Annotated in this window: 13 protein-coding genes; all 13 read left to right on the forward strand. The window is 68.0% G+C overall.

The window, feature by feature from the left end; all coding sequences use genetic code 11:
* Window positions 1–3: 3 nt before the first annotated feature.
* The 13 genes from QNJ30_01265 (at window position 4) to dnaE (ending at window position 15,675) form a co-directional block, all read left to right on the forward strand.
* Window positions 4–1,542, forward strand: coding sequence for an NADH-quinone oxidoreductase subunit M (locus QNJ30_01265; protein ID MDJ0942063.1), 1,539 nt, complete (start codon window positions 4–6; stop codon window positions 1,540–1,542).
* A 7-nt stretch (window positions 1,543–1,549) separates the two neighbouring features.
* Window positions 1,550–3,004 (forward strand): NADH-quinone oxidoreductase subunit NuoN, encoded by a 1,455-nt coding sequence (gene nuoN, locus QNJ30_01270; protein ID MDJ0942064.1) that lies wholly within the window; start codon window positions 1,550–1,552, stop codon window positions 3,002–3,004.
* Window positions 3,001–3,777: a biotin--[acetyl-CoA-carboxylase] ligase gene (locus QNJ30_01275; GenBank protein ID MDJ0942065.1), complete on the forward strand. Its 777-nt coding sequence runs from the start codon at window positions 3,001–3,003 to the stop codon at window positions 3,775–3,777. Before nuoN ends, QNJ30_01275 begins: the two co-directional genes overlap by 4 nt.
* Window positions 3,778–3,799: 22 nt before the next feature.
* A complete protein-coding gene (locus QNJ30_01280; GenBank protein MDJ0942066.1) occupies window positions 3,800–4,582 on the forward strand; it encodes a type III pantothenate kinase in 783 nt (260 codons plus the stop codon).
* Window positions 4,579–6,240, forward strand: a complete 1,662-nt coding sequence (locus QNJ30_01285) for a ribonuclease J (GenBank protein MDJ0942067.1) — start codon at window positions 4,579–4,581, stop codon at window positions 6,238–6,240. The genes QNJ30_01280 and QNJ30_01285 overlap by 4 nt, the downstream gene beginning before the upstream one ends.
* A 44-nt stretch (window positions 6,241–6,284) precedes the next feature.
* On the forward strand, window positions 6,285–6,689 hold the full coding sequence (mce, locus tag QNJ30_01290) for a methylmalonyl-CoA epimerase (protein ID MDJ0942068.1): 405 nt from the start codon (window positions 6,285–6,287) through the stop codon (window positions 6,687–6,689).
* Window positions 6,690–6,699: 10 nt separating this feature from the next.
* Window positions 6,700–6,936, forward strand: coding sequence for a DUF1467 family protein (locus tag QNJ30_01295; GenBank protein MDJ0942069.1), 237 nt, complete (start codon window positions 6,700–6,702; stop codon window positions 6,934–6,936).
* Between the two features lie 132 nt (window positions 6,937–7,068).
* The gene (locus QNJ30_01300; protein MDJ0942070.1) at window positions 7,069–7,422 is read left to right on the forward strand and encodes a hypothetical protein; all 354 of its coding nucleotides are present in this window, start codon (window positions 7,069–7,071) and stop codon (window positions 7,420–7,422) included.
* Window positions 7,423–7,499: 77 nt separating this feature from the next.
* The gene (locus tag QNJ30_01305) at window positions 7,500–8,825 is read left to right on the forward strand and encodes a proline--tRNA ligase (protein MDJ0942071.1); all 1,326 of its coding nucleotides are present in this window, start codon (window positions 7,500–7,502) and stop codon (window positions 8,823–8,825) included.
* Window positions 8,826–8,828: 3 nt separating this feature from the next.
* Window positions 8,829–10,076 carry a lipoprotein-releasing ABC transporter permease subunit gene (locus QNJ30_01310; protein MDJ0942072.1) on the forward strand — a complete coding sequence of 416 codons (1,248 nt, stop codon included), beginning with the start codon at window positions 8,829–8,831 and terminating at the stop codon, window positions 10,074–10,076.
* On the forward strand, window positions 10,069–10,761 hold the full coding sequence (locus QNJ30_01315; GenBank protein ID MDJ0942073.1) for an ABC transporter ATP-binding protein: 693 nt from the start codon (window positions 10,069–10,071) through the stop codon (window positions 10,759–10,761). Before QNJ30_01310 ends, QNJ30_01315 begins: the two co-directional genes overlap by 8 nt.
* Window positions 10,762–10,833: 72 nt before the next feature.
* Window positions 10,834–12,114 (forward strand): lipoprotein-releasing ABC transporter permease subunit, encoded by a 1,281-nt coding sequence (locus QNJ30_01320; protein ID MDJ0942074.1) that lies wholly within the window; start codon window positions 10,834–10,836, stop codon window positions 12,112–12,114.
* Window positions 12,115–12,201: 87 nt separating this feature from the next.
* On the forward strand, window positions 12,202–15,675 hold the full coding sequence (dnaE, locus tag QNJ30_01325; GenBank protein ID MDJ0942075.1) for a DNA polymerase III subunit alpha: 3,474 nt from the start codon (window positions 12,202–12,204) through the stop codon (window positions 15,673–15,675).
* Window positions 15,676–15,715 lie beyond the last annotated feature (40 nt).

Below are 15,715 nucleotides of genomic sequence, written 5' to 3' on the forward strand. Positions count from 1 at the left end.
GCAATGGAAGGCTATACCCTCCCAATTCTCTCTTTAGTGACCTTCCTGCCGCTCGTCGCCGCGGTTCTCATCTTCATCACCTGCCGGGGCGAGGACGAGGCTGCCGTGGCCCGCAACGCGCGCTGGGCGGCGCTGTTCACCTCGACCTTCGTCTTCCTTTTGTCGCTGCTGATTTTCCGCAACTTCCAGCTCGGCACGGCGGAGTTCCAGTTCGTCGAGGAGCTCGCCTGGCTCCCGGACTACGGCATCAACTACAAGATGGGCGTGGACGGCATCTCGGTGCTCTTCGTCCTATTGACTACCCTCTTGACGCCGATCTGCATTCTGGCCAGCTGGGAGGCGATCCAGACCCGGGTCAAGGAGTACATGATCGCCTTTCTGGCCCTCGAGGCCCTGCTGGTCGGCATGTTCTGCGCCCTCGATCTCGTCGTCTTCTACATCTTTTTCGAGGGCGTCCTGATCCCGATGTTCCTGATCATCGGGGTCTGGGGCGGCGTGCGGCGGGTCTACGCGGCCTTCAAGTTCTTCCTCTACACCCTGGCCGGCTCGGTGCTGATGTTGCTGGCGATCCTGGCGATCTACTTCACCGCCGGGACCAGCGACATCCCGACGCTCCTGACCACGCGCCTGCCGGCCGATTTGCAGTTCTGGCTCTGGCTCGCCTTCTTCGCCTCCTTCGCGGTCAAGGTCCCGATGTGGCCGGTCCACACCTGGCTGCCCGACGCCCACGTCGAGGCGCCGACCGCGGGCTCGGTGATGCTGGCCGGCGTGCTCCTGAAGATGGGCGCCTACGGTTTCCTGCGCTTCTCCCTGCCGATGCTGCCCGAGGCCTCGGTCTTCTTCACGCCGTTGATCTACAGCCTCTCGGTGGTGGCGGTGATCTACACCTCGCTGGTCGCCCTGGCCCAGGAGGACATGAAGAAGCTGATCGCCTATTCCTCCGTGGCCCACATGGGCTTCGTCACCATCGGCATCTTCACGGTGACCCAGCAGGGCATCGAGGGCGCGCTCTACCAGATGCTCTCTCACGGCATCGTCTCGGCCGCGCTCTTCCTCGTCGTCGGCGTGGTCTACGACCGCCTGCACACCCGGCTGATCGAGCGCTACGACGGTCTGGTCGAGCGCATGCCGGCCTACGCCCTGGTCTTCATGATCTTCATGCTCGCCTCGGTGGGCCTGCCGGGGACCGGCGGCTTCGTCGGCGAGGTCCTGGTCCTGGTCGGGGTCTTCCAGGTCAATACCTGGGTCGCGCTGCTGGCGGCCACCGGCATGGTGCTCGGCGCCGCCTACATGCTCTACCTCTACCGGCGGGTCATCTTCGGGGTCATGACCAAGGACGACCTCAAGGGAGTCCTCGACATCGGCTGGCGCGAGAAGGCGGTCTTCGCGCCGCTGATCCTGCTGGTGTTCTGGATGGGCATCTATCCCGCCACCTTCATCGACATGATGGCGGCCTCGGTCGACAACCTGATCGACAACCACGCCGCCGCGCTCGCCTCGTCGCAAGGCCTCTCGGTCGCCGGCGTCCTGGGTTTGGAGTGAGACGACCATGATTTCTGCCGATCTGGCCACAGCGCTGCCGGAGCTCTTCCTGGCCTGTGCCGGCATGGCAATCTTGATGGTCGGCGTGTTCCGCGGTGGCTCCAATTCCCGTCCGGTGCTCTGGCTCTGCGTGCTCAGCCTGGCCATCGCGCTGGGCATGATAATCCTGGCCGGGCCGGACGACGCCACGGCCTTCGGCGGACTCTTCGTCGCCGATGCCTTCGGCAACTTCATGAAGGCCCTGGTCCTGATCGGCTCGGCGCTGACCATGGTCATGTCCCTGGGCTATCTCCAGCGCGAGAAGATCACCCGCTTCGAGTTCCCGGTGCTCATGCTCTTCGCGACCCTGGGCATGCTGATGATGGTATCGGCGAACGATCTGATCTCGCTCTACCTGGGCCTGGAGCTCCAGAGTCTCGCGCTCTACGTCATCGCTGCCTTCCGCCGCGACACCCTGCGCTCGACCGAGGCCGGGCTGAAGTACTTCGTCCTCGGCGCTTTGTCCTCGGGCATGCTGCTTTACGGCAGCTCGATGGTCTACGGCTTCGCCGGCACCACCAGCTTCGAGGATCTGGCGCAGGTCTTCGCCGCCGCGACGCAGGCCGAGCAGGCGCCCTCCATCGGGGTCATCTTCGGCCTGGTCTTCGTGGTCGCCGGCCTGGCCTTCAAGGTCTCCGCCGTGCCCTTCCACATGTGGACGCCGGACGTTTACGAGGGCGCGCCGACGCCGGTCACGGCCTTCTTCGCCACCGCGCCCAAGATCGCCGCCATGGCGCTCTTCGTCCGGGTCCTGACGGAACCCTTCGGCGACTTGGTCGCGCAGTGGCAACAGGTCGTCAGCCTGATCGCCATCGCCTCGATGGTCCTGGGTGCCCTGGCCGCGATCGCCCAGACCAACATCAAGCGGCTGATGGCCTACTCCTCGATCGGCCACGTCGGCTACGCCTTGGTCGGCCTCGCCGCCGGGACCCAGGAAGGCGTGCGCGGCGTCGCCTTCTACCTGGCGATCTATCTGGCCATGAACCTCGGCACCTTCGCGGTAATCCTCTCCATGGTCCAGAAGGAGCGCATGGTCGAGGGCATCGAGGATCTCAAGGGCCTGTCCAGAACCCACCCGATGGTCGCTTTCGCGCTGGCCGCCTTCATGTTCTCCATGGCCGGGATCCCGCCGCTCGCGGGTTTCTTCGGCAAATTCTACGTCTTCATGGCCGCCATCGAGGCCGGGCTCTACACCCTGGCGGTGATCGGCGTGCTGACCAGCGTGATCGGTGCTTTCTACTACCTGAGGATCGTCAAGCTGATGTACTTCGACGAGCCTTTGGAGGGCTTCGACCGGCCACTCGGCCGGGAGACCTCCGTGGTGCTGGCGGCCACCGCCTTGGCCGTTGTGCTCTTCTTCGTCGCCCCGGGGCCGCTGCTCGACACCGCGCAGGCGGCCGCAGCCTCGCTGTTCCCTGAATGAGCGACCCGTCCCGGGCCGTCGACCCGCCGAGACTGCCGCCCGCCTACCGCCTGGTGGCACTGGACGCGGTCGGAAGCAGCAACGACGAGGCGCGCCGCCTCGCGGAAGCGGGGGCCGAGGACGGGACCCTCGTCTGGGCCCGCGAGCAGAGCGGCGGCCGCGGACGCCGCGGGCGCCACTGGGCAAGCCCGAGGGGCAACCTGTACCTTTCGCTGGTCCTGCGGCCGCAGTGCAGCCTTGCGGAAGCCGCGCAGCTCGGTTTCGTTGCGGCGCTCGGCCTGGGCGACGCCATCGGCTCGGTGGCGCCGCCCATGATCGAGGTCACCTACAAATGGCCCAACGACGTCCTGGTCAACGGCCGCAAGGCGGCGGGGATCCTGCTCGAAAGCCAGGGTGCCGGGAGCGATACCTGCGACTGGCTGGTCCTCGGCCTGGGCGTGAACGTCGCCAGCTATCCGGAGGAGACCGAATACCCCGCCACCAGCCTGCGCTTCGAGGGCTGCCCGCCGGAGGTGACCGAGACCGCCCTGCTGGAGGCCTTCGGCAAGCACTTCCTGACCTGGGTCAACCGCTGGCTGGAGGAAGGCTTCGCGCCAATCCGCAAGGGCTGGCGCAATCACGCCCACGGCCTCGGCGAGGAGATCCGGGTGCGGCTCGCGAACGAGGAGGTCTCGGGACTCTTCCGAGACCTCGACGAGACGGGCGCCCTGGTGCTCGCGCAGGCGGACGCCGGCGAGCGCCGGATCACCGCGGGCGAAGTCTACTTCCCGTGAGACCCGAAGCCGGAGGCCGGCCATGCTGCTGGTGATCGATCAAGGCAACACCAATGCCGTCTTCGCCGTCTACGAGGGCGAGCGGCAGCGCGGGAAATGGCGGGCCTCGACCGATGCCAAGCGGACGGCCGACGAATACGCGGTCTGGCTGGCCCAGCTGATGGCGCTGCGCGACCTCGTGCTGACCGACATCGAAGAGGCGGTCATCGCCAGCGTCGTGCCTGCTGCGACCCACAACCTGGTCAAGCTCTGCCGGACCTATATCGGGACGGAACCCCTGGTCGTCGGACAGCCGGAGGTCGACCTCGGCATTCCGGTGCGCGCCCAGCAGGTGGGCGCCGACCGCCTGGTCAACGCCTTGGCCGCCTTCGAGCGTTACGGTGGGCCGCTGATCGTGATCGATTTCGGGACCGCGACCACCTTCGACATCGTCGGCGAGGACGGCGGCTACGAAGGCGGCGTCATTGCGCCGGCAGCCGAGCATTCGGTCGACGCGCTCTACCGCATGGCGGCGCAGCTACCGCGAGTCGCCATCGAGCCGCCCGAGCAGGTCATCGGCCGCGCCACTGTGCCGGCCATGAAGTCCGGGGTCTACTGGGGTTACGTAGGATTGATCGAGGGCCTGGTGGCGCGGATCAAGGCGGAGTACGGCAAGCCGATGAAGGTGGTCGCCACCGGGGGCCTGGCCCCGGTCTACGCCGAGGCCACTGAGGCGATCGAGGTCACCGAGCCGGACCTGACGCTCCGCGGCCTGATCCTGATCCACAGGGCCAACGCAGCCGACGCCGGCGGAGGCCGGGAATGAGCGAGGCCCCCGCTAGCGACGAGCTGGTCTTCCTGCCGCTCGGCGGGACCGGCGAGATCGGCATGAACCTCAACCTCTACGGTCATGACGGTGCCTGGCTGATGATCGACCTCGGCATCACCTTCGCCGACGACCGGGTCGGCGGCCTGGATGTGCTGATGCCCGACCCGACCTTCATCGAGGCGCGTCGCGAGCAGTTGGCCGGCCTGGTCCTGACCCACGCCCACGAAGACCACATCGGGGCGGTGCCCTATCTCTGGCCGCGGCTGCGCTGCCCGATCTATGCGACGCCCTTCACCGCCAAGGTCCTGCGCGGCAAGCTCCAGGAGGCTGGCCTGCTGGAGGAGGCGGAGATCACCGAGGTGCCGATGTCGGGGCGCTTTTCGGTCGGTCCCTTCGAGCTCGAGCTGATAACCCTGACCCATTCGATCCCCGAGCCCAACGCCGTGGTGCTGCGGACCGAGGCGGGCACGGTCCTGCACACCGGCGACTGGAAGCTGGATCCCGATCCGCTGGTCGGCGCCGACTACGACGAAGCCGCGCTGCGCGGCCTGGCCCAGGAGCGGGTGCTCGCGATGATCTGCGATTCCACCAACGCCCTGGTGGAAGGCGATTCCGGCTCCGAAGCCGAGGTCTGCGAGAGCCTGGAACGGCTGATCGGGGCGCAGAAGGGCCGGGTGGCCGTGGCCTGCTTCGCCTCCAACGTGGCCCGGGTCGAGGCGGTGTTCCGCGCCGCGGAGGCCCATGGCCGCCGGGTCGCCCTGGTCGGCCGCTCCCTGCTGCGGATCTTTCAGGCGGCGCGCGACACCGGCTACCTGGCCAGCGTGCAGGCGCCGATCCGGGTCGAGGACCTGGGCTACCTGCCGCGCGAGGAGGTCCTGCTGCTTTGCACCGGTAGCCAGGGCGAGCCGCGCTCTGCCCTCTGGCGCATCGTCCGCGACGAGCATCCCCACGTGGTGCTGGAGGCGGGCGATACCGTCATCTTCTCCTCCCGGGTGATTCCGGGGAACGAGATTTCCATCGGCCGCCTGCAGAACGCCCTCAGCCGCCAAGGCCTCCACGTCGTGACCGACCGGGACCACTTCATCCACGTCTCCGGCCATCCGGCCCGGGAGGAGCTGACCCAGATGTACCAGTGGGTCCGGCCGAAGATCGCGATCCCGGTGCACGGCGAGGCCCGCCACCTGGCCGAACACGCCGAGCTGGCCCGGGCTTGCCAGGTGCCCCAGGCGCTGGTGGCCGAGAACGGCGAGTTGATCCGCCTGGCCCCCCAGGGCGCCGAGGTGCTGGAGCGGGTCGAGACCGGCCGTCTGGCCCTCGACGGCACCAGGCTGGTGCCTCTGGGCGACGAGTCGGTCCGGGCCCGCCAGCGCATGAACTTCAACGGCGCCGCCATGGCGACCGTGGTGCTCGACAGCCAGGGCGCGCTCAGGACCGACCCCCACGTCACCCTGCAGGGCCTCCTGGACGGTCAGGGTGCTGAGGGCCTGGAGGCCGCCAGGACGACGATCCGCGAGGCCCTGGCCGGCCTGAGGCGCTCCGAGCTGCGCGACGACGCCGCGGTCCACGAGACCGTGCGCGTCGCCCTCCGGCGCTGGGCCTACCGGCTCTTCGGCAAGCGCCCGGTGACCGACGTCCACGTCCTGCGCCTCGATTGACACCCGGTCCGCGCTCTGCCAGGAAGCTCACAGGAGGAAACGCCATGATCGGACGCTTGAACCACGTCGCCATCGCGGTCCCCGACTTGGCGGCCGCCTGCGCCCAGTACCGCGGCGTCCTGGGCGCCGAGGTCTCGGACCCCCTGGACCAGCCGGAGCACGGCGTCACCGTCGTCTTCGTATCCCTGCCCAACACCAAGATCGAGCTGCTGCACCCGCTCGGCGCCGAGTCGCCCATCGCGAAGTTCCTGGAGCGCAGCCCGGCCGGCGGGATCCACCACATCTGCTACGAGGTCGACGACATCCACGCCGCGCGCGAGCGCCTGCAGTCGGAGGGCGCCCGGGTGCTCGGCGACGGCGAGCCCAAGATCGGTGCCCATGGCAAGCCGGTGCTCTTCCTTCACCCCAAGGATTTCTGCGGCACCCTGGTCGAGCTCGAGCAGGCCTAGGAGCCGCCTGATGACCGTGTTCAACGGCATCGTGCTCTATGCCTGCATCTGGTTCGTGGTCATCTTCACGGTGCTGCCCTGGGGCGTGCGGGCGCCGGACAATCCCGAGGCCGGCCACGAGGTCGGGGCGCCTGACCGGCCCCGGCTCCTGCTCAAGGCGGGGATCACGACTGTGATCTCGGCCGTGGTCTGGGGCATTGCATATTTCCTGATCACCAGCGGCCTGCTGTCCTTCCGGCCCGGCTGAGGCCCGGCGGGGCTAAGGGCTTTGTTAAGCCCGGCGGCCTAGCCTTCGGCCATGAGAAATACTCAAGAAGTCCTCTTAACTATCTGCTTTATATTATTTTTTTCATCCTTGAGCCGAGCCGCGGGAGAGCCTTTGGAGCTGCGCATCTCGCCTGCGGACTGCGCGCGTCTGGTCGCCCACCTTTCGGATGACGACGTGGCCTACCAGCCCGGCGTTGACGTGCGAGGCCGGCCGGTCGCGTCGGCGGACCTCGATGACGCGCCGAAGCTGGCGCTGCCCAATGACTACCGGGTCCGGATCGAGGTCGACAGCGACGACCGCTTCGGCGTTCCGGCCAGGGCCGGCAGCTACGACGCCGACATTGCGGTCGGCGAAGCCCTGGTCGAAGCCGACGGCCGGGTCCTGTTCAACGGCCAGACATTGGCGCCGGGAGCCGCTTTCGAGCTGGGCCGGCGCTGTCGGGAACTGCTGCGGCAGACGCCCTGAGCGCGATGGACAAGGCCGCGGGCATCCCCTAGTCTCTGCGCGCTTTTCATCCGAGCCTTCGGGATACCGTCCAGCCGATGCGCCTCTCCGTCTATTTCCTGCCGACCCTGCGTGAGACTCCGAAGGAAGCGGAGATCGTCTCTCACCGCCTGATGCTGCGGGCGGGCATGGTGCGCCAGGCCAGCGCCGGGATCTATTCCTGGCTGCCCCTGGGCTACCGGGTCCTGCGCAAGATCGAGCAGATCGTGCGCGAGGAGCAGGACCGCGCCGGCTGCCAGGAGATGCTGATGCCGACCATCCAGTCGGCGGATCTCTGGCGCCAGTCCGGCCGCTACGACGACTACGGCAAGGAGATGCTCCGGATCGAGGACCGCCACGGCCGTGACATGCTCTACGGCCCGACCAACGAGGAACTGATCACCGACATCTTCCGCCACGCGATCAAGAGCTATCGGGACCTGCCGCGGCTGCTCTACCACATCCAGTGGAAGTTCCGCGACGAGGTCCGGCCGCGCTTCGGGGTCATGCGCGGGCGCGAGTTCCTGATGAAGGATTCCTATTCCTTCGATCTAGATTTCGATTCCGCGAAAACGGCTTACAACAAGATGTTCGTGTCATATCTCCGGACCTTCGCGCGCATGGGCCTGAAGGCGATCCCGATGGAGGCGGACACCGGACCGATCGGCGGCAACCTGAGCCACGAGTTCATCATCCAGGCGGACACCGGCGAGAGCGAGATCTACTGCGACAAGCACTTCCTCGACTTCGACGTGCTCGGCTCCGACATCGACTACGAGAACCCGGCGGGCCTGCAGACGGTGGTCGATTCCTTCACCAGCCTCTACGCCCGGACCGACGAGAAGCACGACGCGCAAGCCTTCGCCGCGGCCGTCGCCGAGGAGCGGCGCTACGAAGGTCGGGGGATCGAGGTCGGCCACATCTTCTATTTCGGGACCAAGTACTCCGAGCCCCTGGGCGCCGAGGTGGCCAAGCCAGACGGCACCCAGGTCCCGGTGCACATGGGCTCCTACGGCATCGGCGTCTCCCGCTTGGTCGGCGGCATCATCGAGGCCAGCCACGACGAGTCCGGGATTATCTGGCCGGAGGCCGTGGCGCCTTTCAAGGTCGGCCTGATCAACCTGAAGGTCGCGGACGCGGCCTGCAGCCAGCTCTGCGAGGAGATCTACGGCAAGCTGCGGAGCGCCGGTGTCGAGGTGCTCTACGACGATCGCGACGAGAGCGCCGGCGCCAAGTTCGCGACCATGGACCTGATTGGCTTGCCCTGGCAGCTGGTGATCGGCCCCCGCGGGCTCAAGGCCGGCACCGTCGAGTTCAAGAACCGCGCCAGCGGCGAGCGCGAGGAGCTGTCGCTGGATTCGGCCCTGGCCCGCCTATCTGACTAAGCGATGGTCTTCAGCGCTTTCGAACGCCTGGTTGCCCTGCGCTACCTGCGGCCACGGCGGCAGCAGGGCGTAATCTCGGTGATCGCCCTCTTCTCGCTGCTGGGCATCGCCATCGGCGTGGCCGCGCTGATCGTCGTCATGTCTGTGATGAACGGCTTCCAGCAGGAGTTCCTGCGCCTCGTCCTGGGCGTCAACGGCCAGTTGACGGTCCAGGCGCACGACGGGCGCATCGACTACTACGAGGCGTTGTCCGACCGTCTGCGGAGCATCCCCGGGGTGGGCGCAATCACGCCGCAGGTGCACGGCCAGGTCATGGTCGTCGCCGGGGACGCCACCGCGGGCGCCCAGGTCCGTGCCATGAGCCTCGACGACCTGCGCGCCCGCGACCTGGTCGCCGGCAACGTCAGGGCCGGCAGCATCGACGCGATGGCGGAGGGCGAGGGGGTCCTGATCGGCACCCGCATGGCGTCCAAGCTCGGAATCGCGGTCGGCGACAGCATCACCCTGGTCCAGCCGCGCGGCAACGTGACCCCCCTGGGCATGGTGCCGCGCTTCAAGACCTACACGGTCGCCGGGCTCTTCGAGGTCGGGATCTATCACTTCGACAACCTGATCATCTACGCGCCGCTGGCGGCGGGCCAAGTCTTCTTCAGGCTGCGCGATCAAGTCAACACGATCGAGATCTTCGTCGACGATCCGGACCAGGCCGACCGCATCACCAGGTCCGCGGTTCAGATGCTCGGCGGCGGCTACCGCATCAACGACTGGCGGCGGGCGTCCAGCGGCTTCTTCGCCATGATCCAGGTCCAGCGCAACGTGCTGTTCCTGATCCTCACGCTGATCATCGTGGTCGCCGCCTTCAACATCATCTCGGGCCAGATCATGCTGGTGAAGGACAAGGGGCGCAGCATCGCGATCCTGCGCACCATGGGCGCGACCCGGGGCATGGTGATGCGGGTCTTCCTGCTCAGCGGGGCCAGCATCGGGGTGGTCGGCACGCTGCTCGGCTTCGCCCTCGGACTGGCCCTGTCGGACAACATCGAGCTGATCCGCGCGCTCCTCGCGGGACTTCTGGGGATCGAGCTCTTCGATCCCTCGATCTACTACCTCTCCGAGCTGCCGGCCAAGATCGATCCCGCCGAGGTGTCGGCCGTGGTGATCCTGGCGCTCCTGCTGTCCTTCCTGGCGACGATCCAGCCGGCCAGGCGGGCCGCCCGCCTCGATCCGGTGGAGGCCCTTAGATATGAATGACTCCCCTGCATCCGGGCTGCGGCTTCGGGACGTCAAGAAGACCTTTCGCCAGGGCGCGCGCGCGCTCGACGTGCTGTCCGGCGTCGACCTCTCCGTGCAGAAGGGCGAGATGGTCGCCCTGGTCGGCCCCTCGGGCGCAGGCAAGTCGACCCTTTTGCACATTGCCGGGCTTCTGGAGGGCCCGGATGCGGGCGAGATCGAGATCGACGGGCACGGGACCCTGGGCCTGCCCGACGACGAGCGCACGGCGCTGCGCCGCCAGACCATCGGCTTCGTCTACCAGTACCACCACCTGCTGCCGGAGTTCTCGGCGCTGGAGAACATCGTGCTGCCGCAGATGATCGCCGGGCAGTCGCGCCGCAAGGCGGCCGAGCGCGGCCTCCAGCTCCTGACCGTGGTCGGCCTTTCGGAACGCGCGCAGCATCGCCCGGCCGAGCTCTCCGGCGGCGAGCAGCAGCGGGTCGCCATCGTGCGCGCACTGGCCAACCGACCTTCGGTGCTGCTTGCGGACGAGCCGACCGGCAACCTTGATCCGCACACCGCCGACGACGTCTTCGACCTGCTGATCAACGTGGTCCGCAGCGCCAAGCTTGCCGCCATGATCGCCACCCACAACTACGAGCTGGCGCGGCGCATGGACCGCATCCTCAGGCTGGAGGAGGGCGGCATCGTTGAGGGCCTGTGAGCGCCGGACCGCAAAGCAGGGCAGGGGCGCGCCTCTGCGTCGCGCTGCCGCAGCACCGATGACGGTCGTCCGATGATCTTCAGCGCCTTCGAACGCCTGGTCGCGCTGCGCTATCTGCGCCCACGGCGACAGGGCCGCTCGGTCTCGGCGATCGCCTTCTTCTCCATGCTAGGGATCGCCCTCGGCGTCGCGGTCCTGATCGTCGCCATGGCGGTCATGAGCGGCTTTCGCGACCAGCTCATGGGCCAGCTCCTCGGCGTGAACGGCCATATCACGATCCGCCAAGACTCCGGCAGGATCGACGCCGACCCGGCGCTCCTGGAGCGCCTGATGGAGATCCGCGGTGTCATCCAGTTGATCCCGCAGGTTCAGGCGGAGGTCATGGTCGCGGTCGGCAACTCGGCCACCGGGGCCCTGGTCCGCGGCATGTCCCTGGAGGACCTGAAGTCCCGGCGGCGGATCGCCGACAACGTGATCGCCGGCGACATCGACGACCTGCGAGACAGCGGCAAGATCCTGATCGGCGTCCTCCTGGGACCGAGCCTCGGGATCTCCGTGGGCGACCGCATGGCCTTCGTGCTGCCCAGGCGGGGCGGCGACGGGATCGTCATGGCGCCGGAGATCAGCGCTTCCACCGTGGCCGGAATCTTCCAGGTCGGCAGTCCCGACTACGATTCCTCCCTGATCTACATGTCCCTGGCGGCGGCACAATCGGTCTTCGGCCTGCCGGGGCAGGTCAACGCGATCGAGGTCTTCGTCCAGAACCTGGACGAGGTCGACCGGATCTCGGCCGAGATCGAGGCGCGCCTCGGCCCGGGCTTCGACGCGGTCGACTGGCAGGAGGCGAATGCCAGCCTGGTCACGGCGCTCCAGGTCGAGCGCATCGCCACCTTCCTGATCCTCACCCTGATCGTCGTTGTGGCGGCCTTCAACATCGTTTCCGGGCAGACCATGCTGGTGAAGGACAAGGGCTCGGATATCGCCATCCTGCGCAGCATGGGGGCCTCCCGTGGCACGATCCTAAGGGTCTTCCTCTTGAGCGGTGCCGCCATCGGCTTTGCTGGCACCCTCCTGGGCCTGGCCATGGGAGTCGCCTTCTGTTCCCACATCGAGGAACTGGGCCGGCTGCTTCAAGGGCTGCAGGATTCCCTGCGGCGGCTTCCCGTCTTCGGCCCTCTGGCCGAGTACATGGAAGGCACGATCCGCTTTCTCGCCCAGATGCCCGCCAGGATCGACCCGCTTGAGGTGGCGGTCGTGGTGGTGACCGCCCTGGTCCTGACGCTTCTGGCCAGCCTCCAGCCGGCCTGGCGGGCCGCCCGGCTCGATCCAGTCGAAGCGCTGCGCTACGAATAGCGACCGGACCGTCTCATCCACGATATCCACAGGCCGGCCGCCGCCTCGGGAGATGACGCGGCCCGCCGCGCGTGGAATCCTTCGGCCATGCCTCACGCCGGATTCGTTCATCTTCGCGTCCACTCGGCCTACTCGCTCTCGGAGGGCGCGCTCAGGCTCAAGGACCTGGTCAAGACCTGCCGGGAGCAGAGGATGCCCGCGGTCGCGGTCACCGACAGCGGCAACCTCTTCGGCGCCCTGGAGTTCGCGCAGACCGCCGAGGCGGCCGGTGTCCAGCCGATCATCGGCTGCCAAGTCGGCCTGACCGCCGAGGACGCCCAGGGCCGAAACGGCACGCCCCCGACGCCGGACCAGCTGGTCCTGCTGGTTCAGGACGAGGCCGGCTACCGCAACCTCATGAAGCTGGTCAGCCGGGCCTTCCTGGAGGGCGACCCGGGCCTGGACCCCCAGGTGACCTTGGACGAGCTCACGGCCCTGAGCGGCGGCCTACTGGCCCTGACCGGCGGCCCGGCGGGGCCGCTCGGCCGGCTGATCCGGGCCCGCCGCCCCGAGGCGGCGGCAGCGCTGCTCCGGCGTCTGATGCAGGCCTTCCCCGGCCGGCTCTACGTCGAGCTGCAGCGCCACGGGCTGTCTGCCGAGGCCGAGACCGAGAGGCCCCTGCTGGACCTGGCCTACCGCCACGAGCTGCCTCTGGTCGCCACCAACGACGCCTACTTCCCCGATGCCGAGATTCATGAGGCCCACGACGTCCTGCTTTGCATCGCCGAGGGCCGCTACGTCACGGAGCAGGAGCGGCGCCGGCTGACCCCGGACCACCGCTTGAAGACCGCCGAGGAAATGCGCGCGCTCTTCGCCGACCTGCCCGAGGCGGTCGACAACACCCTGGTCGTGGCCCGGCGCTGCGCCTGCTACCCGGCCTCGGTCGACCCGATCCTGCCGGCCTATCCCACCGATGCCGGGCGCAGCGAGGCCGAGGAGCTGCGCGCCCAGGCGGCGGCGGGCCTGGAGCAGCGCCTGGCGGCGCAGGTCTACAGCGAAGAGATGGACGCCGCGGCGCGCGAGTCGGCGGCCAAGCCCTACCGGGACCGCCTTGATTATGAGCTCGCCGTCATCGAGCAGATGGGCTTTCCCGGCTACTTCCTGATCGTCGCCGAGTTCATCCAGTGGGCCAAGGGGCAGGGCATCCCGGTCGGCCCCGGCCGCGGCTCGGGCGCCGGCTCTGTGGTCGCCTGGGCGCTGACCATCACCGACCTAGACCCCTTGCGCTGGGGCCTGCTGTTCGAGCGCTTCCTCAACCCCGAGCGCGTGTCGATGCCGGACTTCGACGTCGACTTCTGCCAGGACCGGCGCGACGAGGTGATCCGCCACGTGCAGGAGCGCTACGGCCGCGACCGGGTCGCCCAGATCATCACCTTCGGAAAGCTCCAGGCCCGCGCTGCCCTGCGCGACGTCGGCCGGGTCCTGCAGCTGCCCTTCGGCCAGGTCGACCGGATCTGCAAGCTGGTGCCCAACAACCCGGCCAACCCGGTCACCCTGAAGCAGGCCATCGCCGGCGAGCCGCAGCTGCAGCACCAGCGCGACACCGACGAGACGGTGGCCCGCATGATCGACATCGCGCTCAAGCTGGAGGGGCTCTACCGCCACGCCTCGACCCATGCCGCCGGCGTGGTCATCGGCGACCGGCCCCTGGACGAACTGGTGCCGCTCTACCGCGACCCGCGCTCGGACATGCCGGTCACCCAGTTCAACATGAAGTACGTCGAGCAGGCCGGCCTGGTGAAGTTCGACTTCCTGGGGCTCAAGACGCTCTCGGTCCTGGCCCGGGCCCAGGAGCTGATCCGAGAGCGGGTCTCCGACTTCGAGCTCGAGGCCATACCGCTGGACGACCCGGAAACCTTCGAGATGCTGGGCCGGGCCGAGACCGTCGGAGTGTTCCAGCTGGAATCCTCGGGCATGCGCGACGTCCTGCGGCGCCTGAAGCCCGACCGCTTCGAGGACATCATCGCCGTGGTCGCCCTCTACCGGCCCGGGCCGATGGACAACATCCCCAGCTACATCAACCGCAAGCACGATCAGGAGCAGCCGGACTACCTCTATCCGACCCTGGAAGGGATCCTGAAGGAGACCTTCGGCATCATGATCTACCAGGAGCAGGTCATGCAGATCGCCCAGGAGCTGGCCGGCTACTCCCTGGGCGGCGCCGACCTGCTGCGCCGGGCCATGGGCAAGAAGATCAAGGCCGAGATGGAGGCGCAGCGCGAGAGCTTCGTCGAGGGCGCGATGGCCCGGGGCGTGCCCAAGGAAAAGGCGGCGGAGATCTTCGAGCAGGTCAACAAGTTCGCCGGCTACGGCTTCAACAAGAGCCACGCCGCCGCTTATGCCCTGGTCGCCTACCAGACCGCCTACCTCAAGGCCAACTATCCGGTCGAGTTCCTGGCCGCCTCGATGACCTACGACATGAACAACACCGACAAGCTCAACGTTTTCAAGCAGGAGCTCGACCGCCTCGGCGTGCCCCTGCTAGGCCCCGACGTCAACCGCTCGCGGGCCGACTTCGCCGTGGAGCGGGACCCGGCCGGCGAGGGCGCTGCGGGGATCCGCTACGCCCTGGCTGCCGTCAAGAACGTGGGCGAGACCGCCATGGAGACCCTGGTCGCCGAGCGGGATCGCGGCGGGCCGTTCCGGGACCTGGCGGACTTGGCCGGGCGGATCGACACCCAGGCGGTCAACAAGCGGCAACTCGAGAGCCTAGCCTGCGCCGGCGCCTTCGACAGACTGCACGAGAACCGCCATCAGGTTTTCCAGGGGGCGGAACTCCTGATCCGCAATGCCGCGGTGGCCGCGAGCGAGCGAGACTCGGCCCAGAACAGCCTCTTCGGCGGGGACGACGGCGCCCTAGCGATCCGCCTCGACCTGCCTCCGGTCGAGGACTGGCCGCCCCTGGACCGGCTGCGCCAGGAATTTGACGCCATCGGCTTTTACCTCTCCGCGCATCCCCTGGATGCCTACGAGGAGGCCCTGAAGCGCCTGGGGGTCCAGCGCTTCACCGACCTGGAAGGCGGCGAACGCGACACCCCGGGGTTCCGCAAGCTGGCGGGAATCGTGGTCGGCAAGCAGGAGCGGACCTCGCGGACCAGCCAGAACCGCTTCGCCTTCGTCCAGCTGACCGACAGCAGCGGGGTCTTCGAGGTCGTGATCTTCCACGACCTTCTCGTAAAGACGCGGGAGCTGCTGGAGGCCGGACAGCCCCTCCTGCTCTCGGTCGACGTCCGGCGCGACAACGACAGCCTCAGGCTGATGGCCCAGGACATCCAGCGCCTGGACGATGCGGTGGAAAGAAAATCCAACGGAATCAAAATATTTGCAAATAAACCTGAGCCACTACATCAACTTAAGAGCCTGTTCGAGCGGCAGGCCGGCGGACGCGGACGGGTCAATCTGATCCTGGATCTCGAGGACGGCCGCGAGGTCGAGCTGGCCCTGCCGCCGGACTGCCTGGTCTCGCCCTCCCTGCGCCAGGCGGTCAAGGCGGTCCCGGGGGTGGACGTCCGGGACCTTTGAGCGCGCCCGGAGGCGGGCGGCGCGCCCTGCCGCCCGGTCG

The organism is Kiloniellales bacterium (assembly GCA_030066685.1).
Lineage (GTDB): Bacteria > Pseudomonadota > Alphaproteobacteria > Kiloniellales > JAKSBE01 > JAKSBE01.